The sequence below is a fragment of the uncultured Campylobacter sp. genome, from assembly GCF_905373215.1.
Lineage (GTDB): Bacteria > Campylobacterota > Campylobacteria > Campylobacterales > Campylobacteraceae > Campylobacter_B.
The window spans coordinates 1-17036 of sequence record NZ_CAJPRT010000005.1; the positions used below are offsets into that span (position 1 = coordinate 1).

15 protein-coding genes and 1 tRNA gene are annotated in these 17036 nt (G+C 44.6%); 10 read left to right on the plus strand and 6 right to left on the minus strand.

Translation table 11 applies throughout. The features are described from left to right. Positions 1-441: 441 nt before the first annotated feature. The 4 genes from QZ176_RS03545 to QZ176_RS03560 are packed head-to-tail and all read left to right on the plus strand — an operon-like array spanning position 442 to position 4895. The gene (locus tag QZ176_RS03545) at positions 442-1674 is read left to right on the plus strand and encodes an oligosaccharide flippase family protein (RefSeq protein WP_295151308.1); all 1233 of its coding nucleotides are present in this window, start codon (positions 442-444) and stop codon (positions 1672-1674) included. Between the two features lie 12 nt (positions 1675-1686). Beyond that, on the plus strand, positions 1687-2685 hold the full coding sequence (locus QZ176_RS03550) for a glycosyltransferase family 2 protein (RefSeq protein ID WP_295151310.1): 999 nt from the start codon (positions 1687-1689) through the stop codon (positions 2683-2685). Between the two features lie 15 nt (positions 2686-2700). Continuing rightward, positions 2701-3765, plus strand: a complete 1065-nt coding sequence (locus tag QZ176_RS03555; RefSeq protein ID WP_295151311.1) for an EpsG family protein — start codon at positions 2701-2703, stop codon at positions 3763-3765. Then, positions 3762-4895, plus strand: coding sequence for a glycosyltransferase family 4 protein (locus QZ176_RS03560; RefSeq protein ID WP_295151312.1), 1134 nt, complete (start codon positions 3762-3764; stop codon positions 4893-4895). Before QZ176_RS03555 ends, QZ176_RS03560 begins: the two co-directional genes overlap by 4 nt. A 3-nt stretch (positions 4896-4898) precedes the next feature. Here QZ176_RS03560 and QZ176_RS03565 read toward each other — a convergent pair whose 3' ends face one another. The 5 genes from QZ176_RS03565 to mraY form a co-directional block, all read right to left on the minus strand. After that, complete coding sequence (locus tag QZ176_RS03565; protein ID WP_295151313.1) at positions 4899-5828, minus strand: sugar transferase; 930 nt, start codon at positions 5826-5828, stop codon at positions 4899-4901. 124 nt (positions 5829-5952) lie between these two features. Continuing rightward, a tRNA-Phe gene (locus QZ176_RS03570) sits at positions 5953-6028 on the minus strand. A 336-nt stretch (positions 6029-6364) separates the two neighbouring features. Continuing rightward, positions 6365-7792 (minus strand): UDP-N-acetylmuramoyl-L-alanine--D-glutamate ligase, encoded by a 1428-nt coding sequence (murD, locus tag QZ176_RS03575; RefSeq protein ID WP_295151314.1) that lies wholly within the window; start codon positions 7790-7792, stop codon positions 6365-6367. Then, on the minus strand, positions 7789-8313 hold the full coding sequence (locus QZ176_RS03580) for a hypothetical protein (protein ID WP_295151315.1): 525 nt from the start codon (positions 8311-8313) through the stop codon (positions 7789-7791). The genes murD and QZ176_RS03580 overlap by 4 nt, the downstream gene beginning before the upstream one ends. A gap of 1 nt (position 8314) precedes the next feature. Then, positions 8315-9379: a phospho-N-acetylmuramoyl-pentapeptide-transferase gene (gene mraY, locus QZ176_RS03585; RefSeq protein WP_295151316.1), complete on the minus strand. Its 1065-nt coding sequence runs from the start codon at positions 9377-9379 to the stop codon at positions 8315-8317. Positions 9380-9578: 199 nt separating this feature from the next. On the opposite strand from mraY, the gene gpmI reads away from it, so the two are divergent. From gpmI to rho, 6 genes are all read left to right on the plus strand, one after another. Next, a complete protein-coding gene (gene gpmI / locus QZ176_RS03590) occupies positions 9579-11045 on the plus strand; it encodes a 2,3-bisphosphoglycerate-independent phosphoglycerate mutase (protein WP_295151427.1) in 1467 nt (488 codons plus the stop codon). A 101-nt stretch (positions 11046-11146) separates the two neighbouring features. Continuing rightward, a complete protein-coding gene (gene fabG, locus QZ176_RS03595; RefSeq protein ID WP_295151317.1) occupies positions 11147-11890 on the plus strand; it encodes a 3-oxoacyl-ACP reductase FabG in 744 nt (247 codons plus the stop codon). Positions 11891-11958: 68 nt separating this feature from the next. After that, the gene (acpP, locus tag QZ176_RS03600) at positions 11959-12195 is read left to right on the plus strand and encodes an acyl carrier protein (protein WP_005873350.1); all 237 of its coding nucleotides are present in this window, start codon (positions 11959-11961) and stop codon (positions 12193-12195) included. An 18-nt stretch (positions 12196-12213) separates the two neighbouring features. Continuing rightward, positions 12214-13431: a beta-ketoacyl-ACP synthase II gene (locus QZ176_RS03605; RefSeq protein WP_295151318.1), complete on the plus strand. Its 1218-nt coding sequence runs from the start codon at positions 12214-12216 to the stop codon at positions 13429-13431. Then, positions 13431-14369 (plus strand): acetyl-CoA carboxylase carboxyl transferase subunit alpha, encoded by a 939-nt coding sequence (accA, locus tag QZ176_RS03610; RefSeq protein WP_295151319.1) that lies wholly within the window; start codon positions 13431-13433, stop codon positions 14367-14369. The genes QZ176_RS03605 and accA overlap by 1 nt, the downstream gene beginning before the upstream one ends. A 61-nt stretch (positions 14370-14430) precedes the next feature. Then, positions 14431-15777, plus strand: coding sequence for a transcription termination factor Rho (gene rho / locus QZ176_RS03615; protein ID WP_005873347.1), 1347 nt, complete (start codon positions 14431-14433; stop codon positions 15775-15777). Between the two features lie 344 nt (positions 15778-16121). Here the strand turns inward: rho and QZ176_RS03620 are convergent, their stop codons facing one another. Next, a complete protein-coding gene (locus QZ176_RS03620; RefSeq protein WP_295151320.1) occupies positions 16122-16952 on the minus strand; it encodes a hypothetical protein in 831 nt (276 codons plus the stop codon). Between the last annotated feature and the right edge of the window lie 84 nt (positions 16953-17036).

Here is a 17036-nt window from a genome sequence, read left to right on the forward strand (position 1 = left end):
GGATAAGATGAAAGACGAAGCTAAAGAAGAGGGATCGTCTAAGGCTAAAGGGAAGAGGGGTAAGAAGGGTAAGGGAGAGTAAAAAGAAAGAATATATAAAATAGGGAAAGGGCGTAAATTGGACTTCTCCCTTTGTTTTTATAAAAATTTATAAAGGGTATGACTCTATATTTTTCGGAGGCAGATAAGATTGTAAATTTTAGCTATTGTTTTGTCTGGGTTTTGGCAGAAATTGTTATGTCTAAGCATATTAACTTTATTTACTTCTCTGTTATTTTACCTAGTTGCTTTATTGCTTTTACAATTACTTTAGATTTTGAATAATTTATTCATAGGTAAATTTAAATCCGCATAATTTATTTATATTGTTTATTTGCTTTTAAATTTTTGCTGGATACAATTATACGATCTAAATTTTTAAAGGATTTTGAGCTTAAGACTATGAGCAACAAAATAAAATTTATCAAAAATATTTTCTGGCTTCTGTTCGAACATGGTATTAGGATCGGCGGCAGTATTGTGACGGCGTCGATTTTAGCCAGAGTTTTAGGGGTTGAAAAATATGGAATTTTTCAATATTTATTGGGGCTTATAGTTATTTTCAAATCGCTTTCATATGTCAATCCGGCAGAGATTATGGTGCCTAGGCTTACGAACGCGGATGCCATGCAGCGCAGATATTTAATGGGAGGCGGCTTTTTTATAAGAGCGTTTTTCTGCATAGTAGCATACATTGCTTTTTTGGTATTCGTATATTTTGGTGATGATATAAAAGTATTTTATTTGGGTTTGGTTCTTGGATTTTGTATATTGCTAGACGAGGCATTTGGTATAGTCACGGCTTTTTTACAATCTCAGACGATGATAAAATATAGAAGCGTGCTATATATCTGCTTTACGATCATCAAGATTACTATTTTGGCATTACTATTTTGGCTGGAAGTCACGAATATCTATCTTTATGCTTTTGTGTATATATTGGAGAGTATTTACATGGCGTTAGGTTTACTTTGGATCTATAAATTTTTAAATAAAGAGCTATTTTTTACATTTGATTTTAATAAAATTTTGTCTCTTCTTAAAGATGGATTGCCATTTTTTCTAGGTATCTGCTTTATGTGTATATTTTTGAGGGCGGACATCGTTGCGACGCGTTATCTAAGCGATGGCACGACTTTGGGGTTATATGCCTCGGCGATTCAGCTTTTTGGTAGCGTGACTGCTATCGCGCCAATTATAGCGGTATCATTTGCACCTTTATTTGTTTATAAATTTGACGAACTATACGCCATAAAGAAAAATATATGGCTGCTTGCTTGCGGTATGATTACTATTGCGCTTTTTACGTCTATGGCGATGTATTTTTTATCGCCAATTTTAATAAGCTTAATATTCGGAGTTAAATTTAACGACGCAGTAGAAATTTTTAGATATCTATTATTTATTTTGCCGCTTATATTTTTAAATGAGGCCTTAAATTTATATATAATTAAAATGAAGTTGGGTAAACTCCTTATTTATAAATGGGGGCTTGCCCTAGGCAGCGCTGTTGCGGCTTATTTATGTTTTATACCGCTGTACGGTGCCGTAGGGACGGTGATCGGACTTGGAGCCGGGTATTTAGTGGCATGTATATTCGGCGTCGCGGCGGTTTTAATGATTAATGAAATTTAACGGGGACTGCGTGTGAATGGGGTTTTAATATCCATAATAGTACCAATATATAATGTCGAAAAGTATTTTAGAAAATGTATCGATAGCATCATAAATCAAACTTATAAAAATTTAGAGATAATATTAGTTGATGACGGAAGTACCGATGGTTGCTTTGAAATTTGTGATGAATATGCGTTAAAAGACGGGCGTATAAAAGTAATCCATAAAGAGAACGGCGGTCTTAGCGATGCTAGAAATGTAGGCATCGATATTGCAAGCGGTGAATATTTAACTTTTATAGATAGCGATGATTGGGTAAGTAAATTTTATATACAAAATTTATATTGCTTGATAGATAGATGCGATGCGGATATGGCTATCACCTCAATTAGGCGTGCTTATGAAGACAGCGAGGATAAAATTTATGAAAAAAGTATAAACGATGAGCCTATTTTAATCCATACAGCTAAGGAATGCGTAGAAAATCTATTTTGTGGTAAATTTTATAATGTCGGTGCGGTTGCCAAAATTTATAAAAAAGAGTTATTTGCAGGCATTAGGTTTCCAAAAGGTCAGATATACGAAGACCTTTCGACCACACCCATAATAGCTTCAAAAGTAGACAAAATAGCTTTTTGCGACTTGAAGGATTATTTTTACTTTATAAGAGATAATTCTATCATGACGAGCAAAGGCGATATTAAAGATTTAATTATATTTAATATCCTAGACGAGCTAAAAAAATATTTCCGCGATGATAAAGATATCGTAAAATCCATAGAGATCAGAAAGCTCAGAGACGCATTTATGACCTTTTATAAATTTAAGGATAATTTAGACGATTTGGGCAGGGGTACTCTAATAAAAATGGATAAGATAATAAAAAACAATTCCGCGATCGCGCTGAAAGATAAAAATTCTAAGACGCAGGATAGGATCGGGGTTATTATATATAATTTATTAGGATTAAAAGCCTATCTAAAATTTAGAGAGATAGCTCTTTGGGTTAGGAAAAATACCTCTAAATAGACAATGAGTTAAAATATGCACACTTTATACGCAATTTTTATATTTTATTTTTTCGCCGCTTTAGCATATGGTTTTTCTATAAAATGCAGACAAATTCGACCTCCGCTATACTATGCTTTTTTATCTATCTTTTTTATTCTGGTGGCATTTCAGGATAATTACGGGACCGATTACGAGCTTTTTAGAGATATATTTTTAGGCAAGATTGAGCTATTTCCCCTATACAAGGGGATAATTATGTACTTTTTAATAAAATTTTTAAGCCCTTTGACCACAAATTATGTGCTATTTTTTACTATTTGGGCAGTGGTGCAGACCATCGCTTTAAATTGCATGATCAAAACATATGAGAAATTCTACCGTTTTGACGATAGACTTCAAATTTTTACATATATACTTTTTACTTTATCGTTTTTTGCTATGTCTTTTAATGCCTTTAGATCAATAATTGCTACAACCTTTATACCGATAGTTTTCATTTTATATTATGAGCGTGAAATTTTAAAATCTTTTGTGATTACTGCCGTAGGAGCGCTTTTTCATCCGACCATTATTATTATAATACCTCTATTTTTGATATTTGATTTATTTAAAAAGCACTATAAAGCCGCCTTGATGATTTTTACATTTATGCTATTTTTTGTATTTAATAGGATTGGAATCATTCAGATGGTTGCGGAATTTATCTATAATCACATCCCTGCCAATATCTACACGGACTATCTAGTCTCTTATCATATGAAACCGTATAGCGAAAGCATTTTTAGCTATTTGGGCATCTATTTTATTCTTTTTACGAATATGCTGTCTGTGCTGTTTTACAAAAAAGAGACGGATAAAAAGAGCATATTTTTATACAATCTCGCGTACTTTGCGGCACTGCTGCGGATTTTATTTTACGGCATCCCTATTTTAGGCAGAGTTTATTTGCTATTTAGCGTTTTTGAATTTTTTATCCCCTATGTTTTATTTAAAAATTTAAACACAAAAAAAACCTTCTACTTGGGGTATTTTATCCTAATAGCTTTTTTTATCACCGTGATAAAATATCTATTATTTAATAACAGGGTCTCGTTTTGAAAAAAATTTTTATTATCGGCGGAGCCGCTTCTATGATGATAAATTTCAGAAAAGAATTTATCGCTAGGCTCGCCGGGCAAAATTTTAAAATTTATTGCCTAGCGGATGATTACGACGATACTTCACGCAGCAGGATCAAGGAGCTCGGAGCGACGGCTTTGGATTACAGGCTAAATTCCAAAGGCTTAAATCCGCTTAGAGACGCCATTGCGGTATATGATTTGATAAAGCTCATTAAAAAACATAAGCCGGATATCGTATTTAGCTTTTTCGTCAAGCCCGTGATTTTCGGCACCATAGCGGCAAGATTAGCTGGGATACCGCGTATCGTCGGTATGCTTGAGGGGCTAGGCGGGGCCTTTACTTTGCATAAAAACGGATCTTCCGCTAAGGCTAAATTTATAAAATTTATTCAAATTTTACTTTATAAGTTTAGCCTTCCTCTGCTCGATAAACTCATCTTGCTAAATAACGACGATAAAAAAGACCTCGTAGATAGATATAAAATCGACGTAAAAAGCGTTGAAATTTTAGGCGGCATCGGGGTCGATCTGGTTAAATTTAAATACTCCAGGGCGCCCGCAAAGCCCGTGAGTTTTATATTTGTAGCTAGGCTTTTGGCGGAGAAGGGGGTGTTTGAGTATCTGCGGGCCGCAAAGATCATAAAGCAAAAGCACAAAGAGGCGAAATTTTATATTTTAGGCTCCTTTGACGAGACAAATCCTTTCGGTCTGAAAAAACGACAGCTAGATATGTATCTAAACGACGGTATCGTGATATATCCGGGCTTCGTGGAGAATGTGGATGAGTGGATCGCGGGCTCTAGCGTGTTCGTACTGCCGTCGTATTACAGAGAAGGCGTCCCTAGAAGCACGCAGGAGGCGATGGCGATAGGCAGGGCGGTGATCACGACCGATAGCGTGGGTTGCAAAGAGACGGTCGCGGACGGACTGAACGGCTTTTTGGTGCCGCCGTACGAATATGAAGCCCTGGTGCAGAAGATGGAGTATTTTATACAAAATCCAGGAGCGATCGATACAATGGGACTGGAGAGCAGAAGGATAGCGGAGGAAAAATTTGATGTTCATAAAGCAAACGATAGGCTTTTAAAGATGGTTTTGGGAGATTAAATTTCATAAACCCTTTTTTCTGATCATAACGGCGATCGTCACAAAGATCGTCTTGATCTCCAGCCACAGCGACCAGTATTTGATGTAGTAGAGATCATACATTAGCTTTTGCTTGGCATCCTCGATGTTTTCTCCATATGGGTAATTGACCTGCGCCCAGCCGGTGATGCCGGGGCGGACCAGATGGCGTTCGTTGTAATAGGGGATCGCTTTTTCGTAGTTTCTGACCAAAATGTCCCACTCCGCGCGAGGACCGATCAGGTGCATATCTCCGCGCAGTACGTTGATGCACTGTGGCAGCTCGTCCATCCTGGTCTTTCTCATAAATTTGCCGAACTCAAACACCCTACTATCGTTTTTCTGCGTGTATGGATTATGAACGCAATGCTCGTGCATGGTTCGAAATTTATAACATCTGAAATTTTTCAAATTTAGTCCTACGCGATTTTGGATGAAGTATAATTTCCCCGGTGACTGCTCGTCTATCTTCTTTTTTACGTGAAATTTGATCGCAAAAAATATAACGTACAGGATCGCTCCGCCTATGTAGTCTATGACGCGCTTCGTAGCGTACTCGAAGTCGTTATACGGCCTAATGTTGCTTAAAAATTCCAAATCCCTATCGTCGTCGGGAATATAGCATTTATGAAAGAATTTTTCTAAAAATTTTTCGATAGTTAGAATTTTGAGCCGCTTGTGATTGAAGCGAAACTGCAAAAGCGTGAGGAATTTTATCATTTTAGGATCGATAAATTCTTTGGTGTTTATGATCAGAAATTTATAATTGTGATTTTTAAGTAGGTTTTCGATCTGTAGCTGGACCTCTGCAAAGGGGCGAGCGGCGTATTTTACGATGTCGACCTTATCGAATTTTTTATTAAGCCTTCCTAGCTCCGCGTCGGTAAATTTGTATTTTTCACCAAGAATTAGCATGCTTTTACCGCTTTTGCCTTTCGTAAAATTTTGTTATTTTAGCATTGTTGTGTTAAAAGATATTTAATTCGCGATTGCTTTTTGTCTAAGCGTGGGTTCATTGAAGATATATGGGGTTATGGGGTGGTGGTTAGAGGCAGAATCGAACTGCCGACACGCAGATTTTCAGTCTGCTGCTCTACCGACTGAGCTATCCAACCACCAAAAAGAAAAAGTAATTTTAGCCATGCAATACTTAAATCTCGGTTAAAATTTGCGATTTTGCCGTATTTTTACGCGCCGTGCGGCAAAACGGCCGGTCGCTCGCTCGGAATTTAAACCGAGATCTAGCGGTAGGCCTTTGCGTTGACGAGACAAGCGATCGCTCTAGGAAATAAATTCGCCGTCTTGTTCGGTTAAAATTTAGCGCGGCACGCTGCGGCTCCGCGCCTGCTCATATCGGCGTAGCGGGTCTATTTGGATAGGCGCCCGCTCGGGGCCGATTTTAATAAATTTCTTTTGACCCATGGGCATTGCGGCGTATTTAATGAGCCCACTCAATCCGCGAGCGCCGCGACGCACTTTTTAAATTCCTCACCGCGCTGTGCATAGCTTTTAAACTGATCCAAGCTCGCACACGCGGGGCTTAACAGCGCGATCTCTTTTTCTTCGCCGTCGTTTGTGCGGCGTTTCGGCGAAGAGGCATTGTCGCTTGCAGCAGATGAGCCGCCGCCTTTTTGCAGCGTATTTTCGCCGATCTTTGCGCTTTCTTTTGCCTTGCTGTCGCCGTCACACCTGCTATCCGTGCTTGAATTTTGTACTTCTAATTCGCTTGCGCCGCTTTGTTCAAAGCCTACGTCTCGGTAGCGCTTCGAAATTTCGCTCACCGCCGTTTGTAAAATTTCGCAGCGCACGCAAGAAAGTTCGTATTCGTCGCACAAACGCACGATTTTATCGGTATTTGAGCCGATCGCGTAAATTTGCAGATCGTATTTTTTAAACTCCGCAAAAAGCGGGTGCAGATCCACGCCTTTATCGTCACCGCCTAGGATCAGATGTATTTTGCGCCCCGCGTATCGCTTCAGCGCCTGCGCGCACGCATCGATGTTGGTCGCCTTCGTGTCATTGACCCAGAGCCTGCCGCGCGCGTCGGTAAATTCCTCGAGTTTATTGCCCTCGATCACGAAGTCGTTTAGTCGCGCGACGTCGCATCTGTCGAATAAAATTTTCTCCACGCACAGCGCCAAAAGCGCGTCGATCAAAAATGGCGTGCGGAATTTTATCTCGCCTAAATCGATGCCGAATTTTTGCGCCAGATCCGCTTCGTCATCATAGCAGATTACGCGAGCTAGGCTGTTTTGCGCGGCAGCGGAGCTTTCGTAGGCGCGCGGGATCAGCGCCACGGAGCCTTCGCGCATCGCTAACAGCGGCGAGAGTTTGGCGCGCTCATACTCCGCGAAATCGCCGTGCCAGCTGAGATGATCGGGCGTGATCGCAAGTAGCACGTAGATATCGGGGCGCGCATGCTTGGTGTAGTGCAGCGTAAACGAGCTCGTCTCCAGCACCCAAATTTTGGCGCTTTTATCAAGCTTTGCAAGCGGGACGCCCACATTACCGCCCATTTGCGATCCGTATCGCTCGAGCAGGTGCTGTATCATCTTCGTCGTCGTGGTCTTGCCGTTCGTGCCGCTGATCCAAATTTTAAGGCCTTCGTAATCGTCAAAATAATCATATTCGCTGATTAAATTTTGCGCCTTTCGCACCAGCTCGTGATGCGGCGGGAAGCCTGGGCTTGGGATTTCAAGCTCGCTTGCGGCGGGATTGAAATCACTCGGGTTTAAAAGCGCGTTGCCGAACTCATCCAGCTTCGGCGCGCCCGAAGAAATTTCAAATTTATCGTCGTAGATCTCCCAGGAGCCGTCTTTGTGGCAGCACTCGGCGATCGCGCGCGTCGTAAGTCCGTAGCCAAATAGCGATTTTTTCATTTTTCTCCCCTTTTGCCCCATAAAATTTGAGTTATCTCATCCGCGCTAAGCTCGCTTATTTCTCCGCTTCTCTCGCATCTTTCAAAAAGCCGCGGATCGTAAGTATCCTTAAAATTTAACTTTAAAAACTCGGTAAAATATCCACCGTCTGCGGCAAAATTAGGACGGTAGTAAAAAGCGTCTAAAAAAGCATCTCCCGTCTCGCACGGCTCAAAAGTGCTCATCCGCTCCACGATCTCGCGCAGTTCGTCCTTTGTGATATCCGATACCAATTGCGGCTCCGGTAGTGCGATATCGAAAGCCAAATTTTCCGCGCCGTCCGCTTCCCACCACTCCCAAAGATCAAATTTACTCATATCTTTGCCCGTGATTTCGTGTAGCGTCGCCTCTAGCTCGCGGTATTTTGCGCCGTCAGGATCGCCGTTATCGTCGCAGTAAGCCGTGTAGGCTAAAATTTGCTTTAAAATTTCGCCGTATCTTTCGCGCGCCGTTTCGAAGTCGGGCTTGATCTGCGCTCGCATTTTATCTCAGTTTCAGCGATGTCAGCGCTATGATATTTGCGATCAGCGCGATGATCCAAAAGCGGATAATGATTTTGTTTTCGACCCAGCCTTTAAGCTCGAAATGGTGATGTATCGGCGCCATCAAGAAAATTCTGCGCTTGAAAATTTTAAAGCTGCCTACTTGCAAGATCACGCTGAGCGTTTCGATGACGAAGACGAAGCCGATCATTATGAGTAAAATTTCATTCTTCGTGATGACCGCGCAGTATCCTAAAAACGCGCCTACGCTGAGGCTGCCGCTATCGCCCATAAAGACTTCGGCGGGGTAGCAGTTAAACCACAAAAACCCAAGCAGCGCGCCGATGAGTGCCGAGACGATGATGCAGACCTCGCCTGCGCCTGCGACGCGCGGTAGCAAGAGATACTGCGAGTAGATCGCATGCCCGCAGAGATAGGCGAACACGCCCAAGCTGCAGAGCGAAAATACCGACGGAATGGTTGCTAATCCGTCCAGGCCGTCGGTTAAATTTACCGCGTTTGAGCTAGCGCTTATCACGATCGTCCAAAACAGCGGCGCGAAGATCCATAAATTTAGCAGAGGGTACTTAAAAAACGGCACGAAAAATTCCCCGCCCAGATCGCTAAAAGCATAAAGCGTCGCCCCGATCAGAAAGGCCAAGAAATTTTGCAGTGCAAATTTAGCCCGCGCGCTAAGGCCTGCGTGGTTTTGGCGGCCTAAAATTTTAGAGATGTCGTCCTTAAAGCCTATGTAGCCGAAACCTACCAAGCAAAGCAGCCCGCATAGCACGAAGACGTTGTTTAGCTTGGCGCACAGCAGGCTTGCGAACACCGCGGCGGTAACGAAAACAAGCCCACCCATCGTCGGGGTTTTGCTCTTTTTCTGATGGTTTTGCGGCGCGAGCTCGTAGATGGGCTGCGCGGCGTGTCTGGCTTGCGCCCAGCGGATAAACCGCGGCATAGCCCAGACCGAAAAACAAAAAGCGATAAAAAACGCGATTCCTGCGCGCGCGGTGATGTATTGGAAAAAATTTATATTCGTAAGATGGTAAAGATAATAAAACAAAGTTTGCCTTTTAAATTTTATGAAATTTTATATGAAAACGCGCATTTTAGTATAAAAGAGGTAAAATTTAGCTTTTAGGGCGGATGAAATTTTGCCGCATTTGCCAAAAAAAAGTATAATGCCGCTCGTAAAAACAGCGCCGCAGAACCTGCTTCAAAAGACCTGTGCGGCGAAATTTAGACGAAATTTAGGAGCCAAAATGGGGCAAAAGACGATTTTACTTATCACCGACGGCATCGGCTTTAACGCTAGCGATAAATTTAACGCGTTTGCAAACGCGAAAAAGCCCGCCTACGATTATCTTTTTAAAAACGTGCCCAATACGCTGCTGCATACCTCTGGGCTTGCCGTGGGTTTGCCGCAGGGGCAGATGGGAAACAGCGAAGTGGGGCACATGACGATCGGAAGTGGTAGAATTTTATATCAAAACCTAGTCAAAATCGATCGCGCGATCGATGAGGGCTTGCTTGAGAAAAACGAAGCGCTGCAAAGCCTGCTTTCAAAGTGCCGCAGGGTGCACGTCATAGGGCTTTACAGCGACGGCGGCGTGCATTCGCATCTACGCCATTTCGACGCGATCTGCGAGATAGCGCAGAATGCGGGTTGCGAGACATGGGCGCACGCTATCACCGATGGGCGCGACGTTTCGCCGAGCAGCGGAGCGGAATTTTTAAAGCATTTGGAGGCTAAATTTAAAGTTGCGAGCGTGTGCGGGCGCTTTTACGCGATGGATCGCGACAAGCGCTTTGATCGCGTAAGGCGCGCTTACGACGTGCTTATAGGCGAAGCGGCGCCACTTAAAATTTCGCCTAGCGGGTACATACTGCAAAGCTACGAGTGCGGCGTGAGCGACGAGTTTATCGAGCCTGCGAGCTTTAACGGCTTTAGCGGTATCGGCGCGGATGACGGAGTGATTTTTATAAATTTTAGAAACGATCGCGCTAGAGAGCTTTGCGCGGCTTTGGGTGATGAGAGCTTTAGTGAATTCAAGCGGAAGTTCGTCGTACAAAATTTAATCACGATGAGCGAATACGACGCGAGCTTTAAATTTCCTCTGCTATTTGAGAAGCCCGTGCTAAAAAACACGCTTTGCGAAGTGATCGCGGAAGCCGGTCTTACGCAGCTTCACACCGCCGAGACCGAAAAATACGCACACGTGACGTTTTTCTTTAACGGCGGCGTCGAGGAGCCGCTGCCAAACGAAACTCGCGTGCTAATCCCGAGCCCAAAAGTAAAAACCTACGACGAGCAGCCGCAGATGAGCGCGCCTGCGGTGTGCGACGCGGTGATCCGCGGCATCGAAGCGGGGATCGATTTCATCGTCGTAAATTTCGCAAACGGCGATATGGTCGGCCATACGGGCAACTACGACGCCGCGATAAAGGCGGTCGAGGCGGTGGATGAGTGCATCGGTAAAATTTTAAGCGCGGCGAGGGCGCATGATTACGCCTATGTGCAGATTAGCGACCACGGCAACTGCGAGGCGATGCGAGACGCGGACGGCGAAATTTTAACCAACCACACGACCTTTGACGTATTTTGTTTCGTGCTAGGACGCGGCGTGCGCGAGCTAAAGAGCGGACTTGGACTTAGCAACGTCGCAGCGACCGTGCTAAAGCTAATGGGGCTGCCGAAGCCTGCGGAGATGGACGAGGCGCTATTCTGAAATTTCAACGGCGCAGGTTATAGCTAAATTTAAACGGCTAAAATTTAGGTAAATTTGGATAAATTTACGCTAGAAATTAAAATTTTAATAAAAGGACAAATATGAAATTTAGCGGGAAAAACGTTTTAATCACGGGCGCGAGCCGCGGTATCGGCGCACAGATCGCAAGGACTTTGGCCTCTTACGGACTTAAGGTGTGGATCAATTATCGCTCTGCACCAGAGCCTGCCGACGCGCTGCTAGAGGAGATCCGCGCAAACGGCGGAGAGGGCGCCGTGATAAAATTTGACGCGACGAACGAGGCGGAATTTAGCGAGGCGCTAAGCTTGATCGCGCAAAGCGACGGCGAGCTAAGCTATCTCGTAAATAACGCGGGCGTCACTAACGACAAGCTCGCGCTTAGGATGAAGCTGGAAGACTTCATGGGCGTGATCGAAGCAAATTTAAGCAGCGCCTTTATCGGCTGCCGCGAAGCTCTAAAGCTGATGAGCAAAAAGCGCTTCGGCGCGGTCGTAAACATCGCCTCGATCGTCGGCGAAATGGGAAACGCCGGGCAGGTCAATTACAGCGCGAGCAAGGGCGGAATGATCGCGATGAGCAAGAGTTTCGCAAAAGAGGGCGCCGCGCGCGGCATCCGCTTTAATTGCATAACTCCAGGCTTCATCGCCACCGATATGACGGACGCGTTAAGCGACGACGTAAAAGCAAGCTACGAAGCAAGCATCCCGCTTAAGCGCCTCGGAAACACGAGCGACGTCGCCGAAGGAGTTGCGTTTTTACTCAGCGACGGCGCGGGCTACATTACGGGCGAGACGCTTAAAATCAACGGCGGACTCTATATGTAGCGTTAAATAGCGGAATTTAAGGTTAAATATTATAGAATTACGCGGTATTTTTTTAAAGGAGTGCTAAAATGGCAGTATTTGAAGATGTAAGAGACGTAGTTGTAGAACAACTAAGCGTTAGCCCGGATCAGGTTAAACTTGACTCTAAAATTATCGAGGATTTGGGCGCGGACTCTCTTGATGTAGTTGAGCTAGTAATGGCTTTAGAGGAGAAATTCGGTATCGAGATCCCTGATAGCGAGTCCGAAAAATTAGTAAGCATTAAAGACGTAGTAGATTATATAGAAAATTTGCCTAAGAAATAAAATTTTAAGGAAGCGGTTTTGAAACGAGTCGTAGTAACGGGCATCGGGATGATAACCTCTCTCGGGCTTGACAAACAGAGCAGTTTTGAAAATATCTGTAACGGAAAAACCGGGGTTGATAAAATTTCGCTCTTTGACGCTAGCGAATTTCCGGTTCAAATTGCAGCTGAAGTAAAAGGTTTCGATCCTTCGAGCATAATCGAGGATGGAAAAGAGATAAAAAAGATGGATAGATTTGTCCAGCTGGGGCTTAAAGCCGCGGGCGAAGCTATAGAGGACGCTAAATTTAGCGGTTTCGATAGCGACGAATTCGGCGTTAGCTCGGCTAGCGGTATCGGCGGTTTGCCGAATATCGAGATAAATGCCAATACCTGCTTGCAGCGTGGCCCTAGGCGAATTTCTCCGTTTTTTATCCCCTCTGCGTTAGTAAATATGCTCGGCGGCTTTGTTTCGATATATTATAAATTAAAAGGTCCGAATTTATCCAGCGTTACGGCTTGTGCGGCTTCTGCGCATGCGATTATGGACGCTGCAAGAGTTATCATGATCGGTGAAGCGAAAAAGATGCTTGCAGTGGGAGCCGAGGCTGCGGTTTGTCCCGTAGGTATCGGCGGATTTGCTGCGATGAAGGCGCTTTGCGCTAGAAACGACGATCCTGCGCACGCTTCACGTCCGTTTGATGCGGAGCGAAATGGCTTTGTAATGGGCGAAGGCGCGGCGGCTTTGGTTTTAGAAGAGCTACAGGACGCAAAAGCGCGCGGCGCTAAAATTTACGGCGAGCTCGTAGGGTTCGGCGCTAGCGGCGATGCCTATCATATCACTTCGCCTAGCCTAGACGGCCCGATCCGCGCGATGAAAAAGGCCTACGAGATGGCGGGATGCCCGAAGATTGATTATATCAACGCTCACGGAACGTCCACTGCGATAAACGATAAAAACGAAACCGCGGCGTTAAAAGAGCTTTTCGGTGAGGGCAAGGTGCCTGCGGTCAGCTCCACTAAGGGTCAGTTAGGACACTGCCTGGGTGCTGCTGGAGCTGTAGAGGCTGCGATCAGCCTTTTAGCGATGCAAAACGGCATCATACCGCCTACGATAAATCAAATTTCAAAAGATCCCGATTGCGATTTGGATTACGTGCCAAACGTCGCTAGAAAAGCCAAACTCGATTGCGTTATGAGCAATAATTTCGGTTTCGGCGGCACAAACGCGTCGCTTATTTTCAAAAGAGTAGATTAATGGCGAGTTATTTGGACTTTGAAAAGTCTATAAAGCAGATCGACGAGGACATCACCGCTGCAAAAATTCGCGGCGATGAGGAGGCGGTCGAAATTTTAAATAAGAACCTCGAAAAAGAAATTTCCAAAGTTTATAAGAATTTAAACGAATACCAAAGACTTCAGCTTGCGCGCCACCCGGATCGCCCTTACGCGATCGATTATATTCGTGCGCTTTTGCAAGACGCTAGGGAGCTTCATGGCGACCGCGCCTTTAGAGACGATCCTTCGATCGTGTGCTATCTGGGCATTATGGGCAACCGCAAAATCGCCGTGATCGCCGAGCAGAAGGGTCGCGGTACTAAAAACAAGCTGAAGCGAAATTTCGGCATGCCCCATCCGGAGGGCTATCGCAAGGCTCTGCGCGTAGCAAAACTTGCAGAGAAATTTAACCTTCCTATTTTGTTTTTGATCGACACTCCGGGTGCATATCCGGGGCTTGGCGCCGAGGAGCGCGGTCAGAGCGAGGCTATTGCGCGAAATCTGTATGAGTTTAGCGATATTAAAACCCCTACGATTGCCGTAGTTATAGGCGAGGGCGGCAGCGGCGGAGCTTTGGCTATCGGCGTGGCTGATCGGCTAGCGATGCTTCAAAACTCAATTTTTTCGGTTATCTCTCCAGAGGGCTGTGCTGCGATTTTGTGGAACGATCCAAGCAAGAGCGAGGCCGCTACAAAGGCGCTAAAGATCACCGCTGAGGAGCTAAAAGAGCTGGGCTTGATCGACGACGTGATCAAAGAACCTAAAACGGGCGCCCACAGAGATAAAGACGGCGCGATAAAAGCGCTTGGAAACTACGTTTTAACCGAGCTGCATAAGCTAGACGATCTTAGCATAGACGAGCTCATCAGCAGAAGACAACAAAAAATTTTAAGGTTCGGTGCTTATAAAGAAAACTAAATTTTAAATTTCACGACTTTTTTAAAACCAAATTTAATAACTTCACACTCTAAGAGGACAAATGGAAAATACAAATCAAAATTCCGCTCAGACCGCCGTTTCAAATTCTAATCAAAACGGCAGAAAAACTTACGCTAAAACGCACGTTCCCGTCGAGGGCTACCAGATCGAGGAGCTCCGCTCGATGGATCTTGAAAATCTCATCGCCATAGCAGACGAGCTAGGCGTCGAGAACCCGCGCGAATTCCGCCGCCAAGCGCTCGTTTTTGAAATTTTACGTATGCAGACGAAGCAGGGCGGCTTCATACTTTTTACGGGGATTTTGGAGGTTACCGCCGAGGGCTACGGCTTTTTGCGCGGCATAGATTCAAATTTAAGCGACAGCGCTAACGATGCCTACGTGAGCCTAAGCCAGATCCGCAAATTTGCCCTGCGCGTCGGCGACATCGTCACGGGCCAGGTGCGCGAGCCGAAGGATCAGGAGAAGTACTATGCGCTTTTAAAGATCGAGGCGATCAATTACAAATCCATCCAAGAGGCCAGAGAGCGCCCGCTATTTGACAATCTCACGCCGCTTTTCCCGACCGAAAAGCTCAAGCTTGAATATGACCCGATGCGCCTTACCGGTCGCGTACTAGATCTTTTCACCCCGATCGGCAAGGGGCAGCGCGGGCTCATCACGGCGCCTCCGCGTAGCGGTAAAACGGAGCTTATGAAGGAGCTTGCCAACGGCATTACGCGCAACCACCCCGAGGTCGAGCTTTTAGTGCTGCTAGTCGACGAGCGCCCAGAGGAGGTAACCGACATGGAGCGCAGCGTGCGCGGCGAAGTGTTTAGCTCGACTTTCGATCAGCCTGCGTTCAACCACGTTCGCGTCGCCGAGCTCGTCATCGAAAAGGCAAAACGCGCCGTCGAAAACGGCAAGGACGTCGTCATCCTGCTTGATAGCATCACCCGCCTTGCGCGCGCCTACAACACCGTCACGCCTAGTAGCGGCAAAGTCCTAAGCGGCGGCGTGGACGCAAACGCCCTGCATAAGCCGAAGCGCTTCTTCGGTGCGGCGCGAAATATCGAAAACGGCGGCTCGCTTACCATCGTCGCTACCGCGCTCATCGAGACCGGCTCACGAATGGATGACGTGATCTTCGAGGAGTTCAAAGGCACGGGCAACAGCGAGATCATCCTCGATCGTAATATCTCGGACCGCAGAATTTACCCCGCGATCAACATTACCAAGTCGGGTACGCGCAAAGAGGAGCTTTTGCAAGGCAGCGAAAATCTGCAAAAAATCTGGGCGTTGCGCTCGGCGATCTCGACGATGGACGATGTCGAGGCGCTGAAATTTTTATACGCCAAGATGCTAAAAACCAAAGACAACACCGAGCTGCTATCGATAATGAACGGTTAAATTTTATTAAATTTAGCCTTATTTAAAATTTCGCTCCAAATTTAGCGGCATGGTTTATACCGCTTGTCGCAAATATTGCCACGTAGCTTCGTACGCGCTTTGAAGGCGTCGCGTCTTTTCTTTCAAGTTCCACTATGATAAGTTTAAATTTATCGCGATATTTGCTAAACGTTTTGCGCTCGCAGCACGAGGTGCGGCGCCGTCCGATAAAATTTTACTTCGGTAAAATCTATTCGTAAGATGTCAAGCGTAAAATTTTACGAGGAATTTTATGTTTTGCTACGCACGGAGCTAGGGCGCTTGATATCGTTACTTCAAATTAATATAATACTGCCAACATCATATCATTTCATAAGCTCAAAAAGCTTCATAAATCCTATATATCTGCTTCCGTGGTTGTCTAATCTAGCCTCATAGCAATCAATAATACCGAGGCAGCTTTCTTCAGAATCTATATTTTTTAAAAATATATCAAAATTCCGTTTCGTGCTATTGAATATAAAATTTGGATCGTCACGATACCGCTTGCTCGGCTCATACTCATTGGGGATACGTTTTATCGCTATAAATTTCATACAAAATTGGCTTTCGCCCAGTATTCTATCAATAAACGATGTTTCTTTACGACATTCTTTTATGGTGAAAGTATCTGATAAATAAATATTTGATAAGTAATGTTGATCAAGAATAATCACTCTACCTTTTTCTTTTTTATAGTCTATTTTTCTATTACCTTCAAATGGTCTATACGTGTAATTATCTCCCGCATCGACATTATTGACAGTATGGTGGTAGATAAAATCTGAAAAAGTCCATGGGATTTTTTCATCCGATACCATTTCGTCTGTAATATCTCTAAAAGGGAGTGAAGAATTTAGATCATGTATTGAATTAAAGTCCTTGTCATTTGAATGATTTTCAAAGATTCCGTTGATTTTAGAAATAGCTTCGTGAAATGTTAAGTTGGTATCTATGGTGTAAAGTTTATTGTATTTGGACTTCCCTTTATAATAATAATTTTCCAATTCGTCCTGTACGAAATTTTGCACCATCTCATCTTTGCTAAGCCATTTTAGATCGCCGAAGCTAAACCCGCTGTAATTAAGCGCGCCGACGATCACACAAACGCCGAGCGCCGCGATTAGGGCTTTGGCTATAAATTTAAGAGCTTTCAAAATTTACTCCTTTAGCAAAACGCTAGTTAAAATACGAGCCTAGCGGGTTGCGGTGTTAACGTTTAAATTTAGCTCACGCAAAGA

Coding starts and splice junctions, on each gene's coding strand:
- QZ176_RS03545 (WP_295151308.1), top strand. CDS start 442: ATGAGCAACAAAATAAAATTTATCAAAAATATTTTCTGGCTTCTGTTC.
- QZ176_RS03555 (WP_295151311.1), top strand. CDS start 2,701: ATGCACACTTTATACGCAATTTTTATATTTTATTTTTTCGCCGCTTTA.
- QZ176_RS03565 (WP_295151313.1), bottom strand. CDS start 5,828: ATGCTAATTCTTGGTGAAAAATACAAATTTACCGACGCGGAGCTAGGA.
- murD (WP_295151314.1), bottom strand. CDS start 7,792: ATGAAAAAATCGCTATTTGGCTACGGACTTACGACGCGCGCGATCGCC.
- QZ176_RS03580 (WP_295151315.1), bottom strand. CDS start 8,313: ATGCGAGCGCAGATCAAGCCCGACTTCGAAACGGCGCGCGAAAGATAC.
- gpmI (WP_295151427.1), top strand. CDS start 9,579: ATGGGGCAAAAGACGATTTTACTTATCACCGACGGCATCGGCTTTAAC.
- fabG (WP_295151317.1), top strand. CDS start 11,147: ATGAAATTTAGCGGGAAAAACGTTTTAATCACGGGCGCGAGCCGCGGT.
- acpP (WP_005873350.1), top strand. CDS start 11,959: ATGGCAGTATTTGAAGATGTAAGAGACGTAGTTGTAGAACAACTAAGC.
- accA (WP_295151319.1), top strand. CDS start 13,431: ATGGCGAGTTATTTGGACTTTGAAAAGTCTATAAAGCAGATCGACGAG.
- rho (WP_005873347.1), top strand. CDS start 14,431: ATGGAAAATACAAATCAAAATTCCGCTCAGACCGCCGTTTCAAATTCT.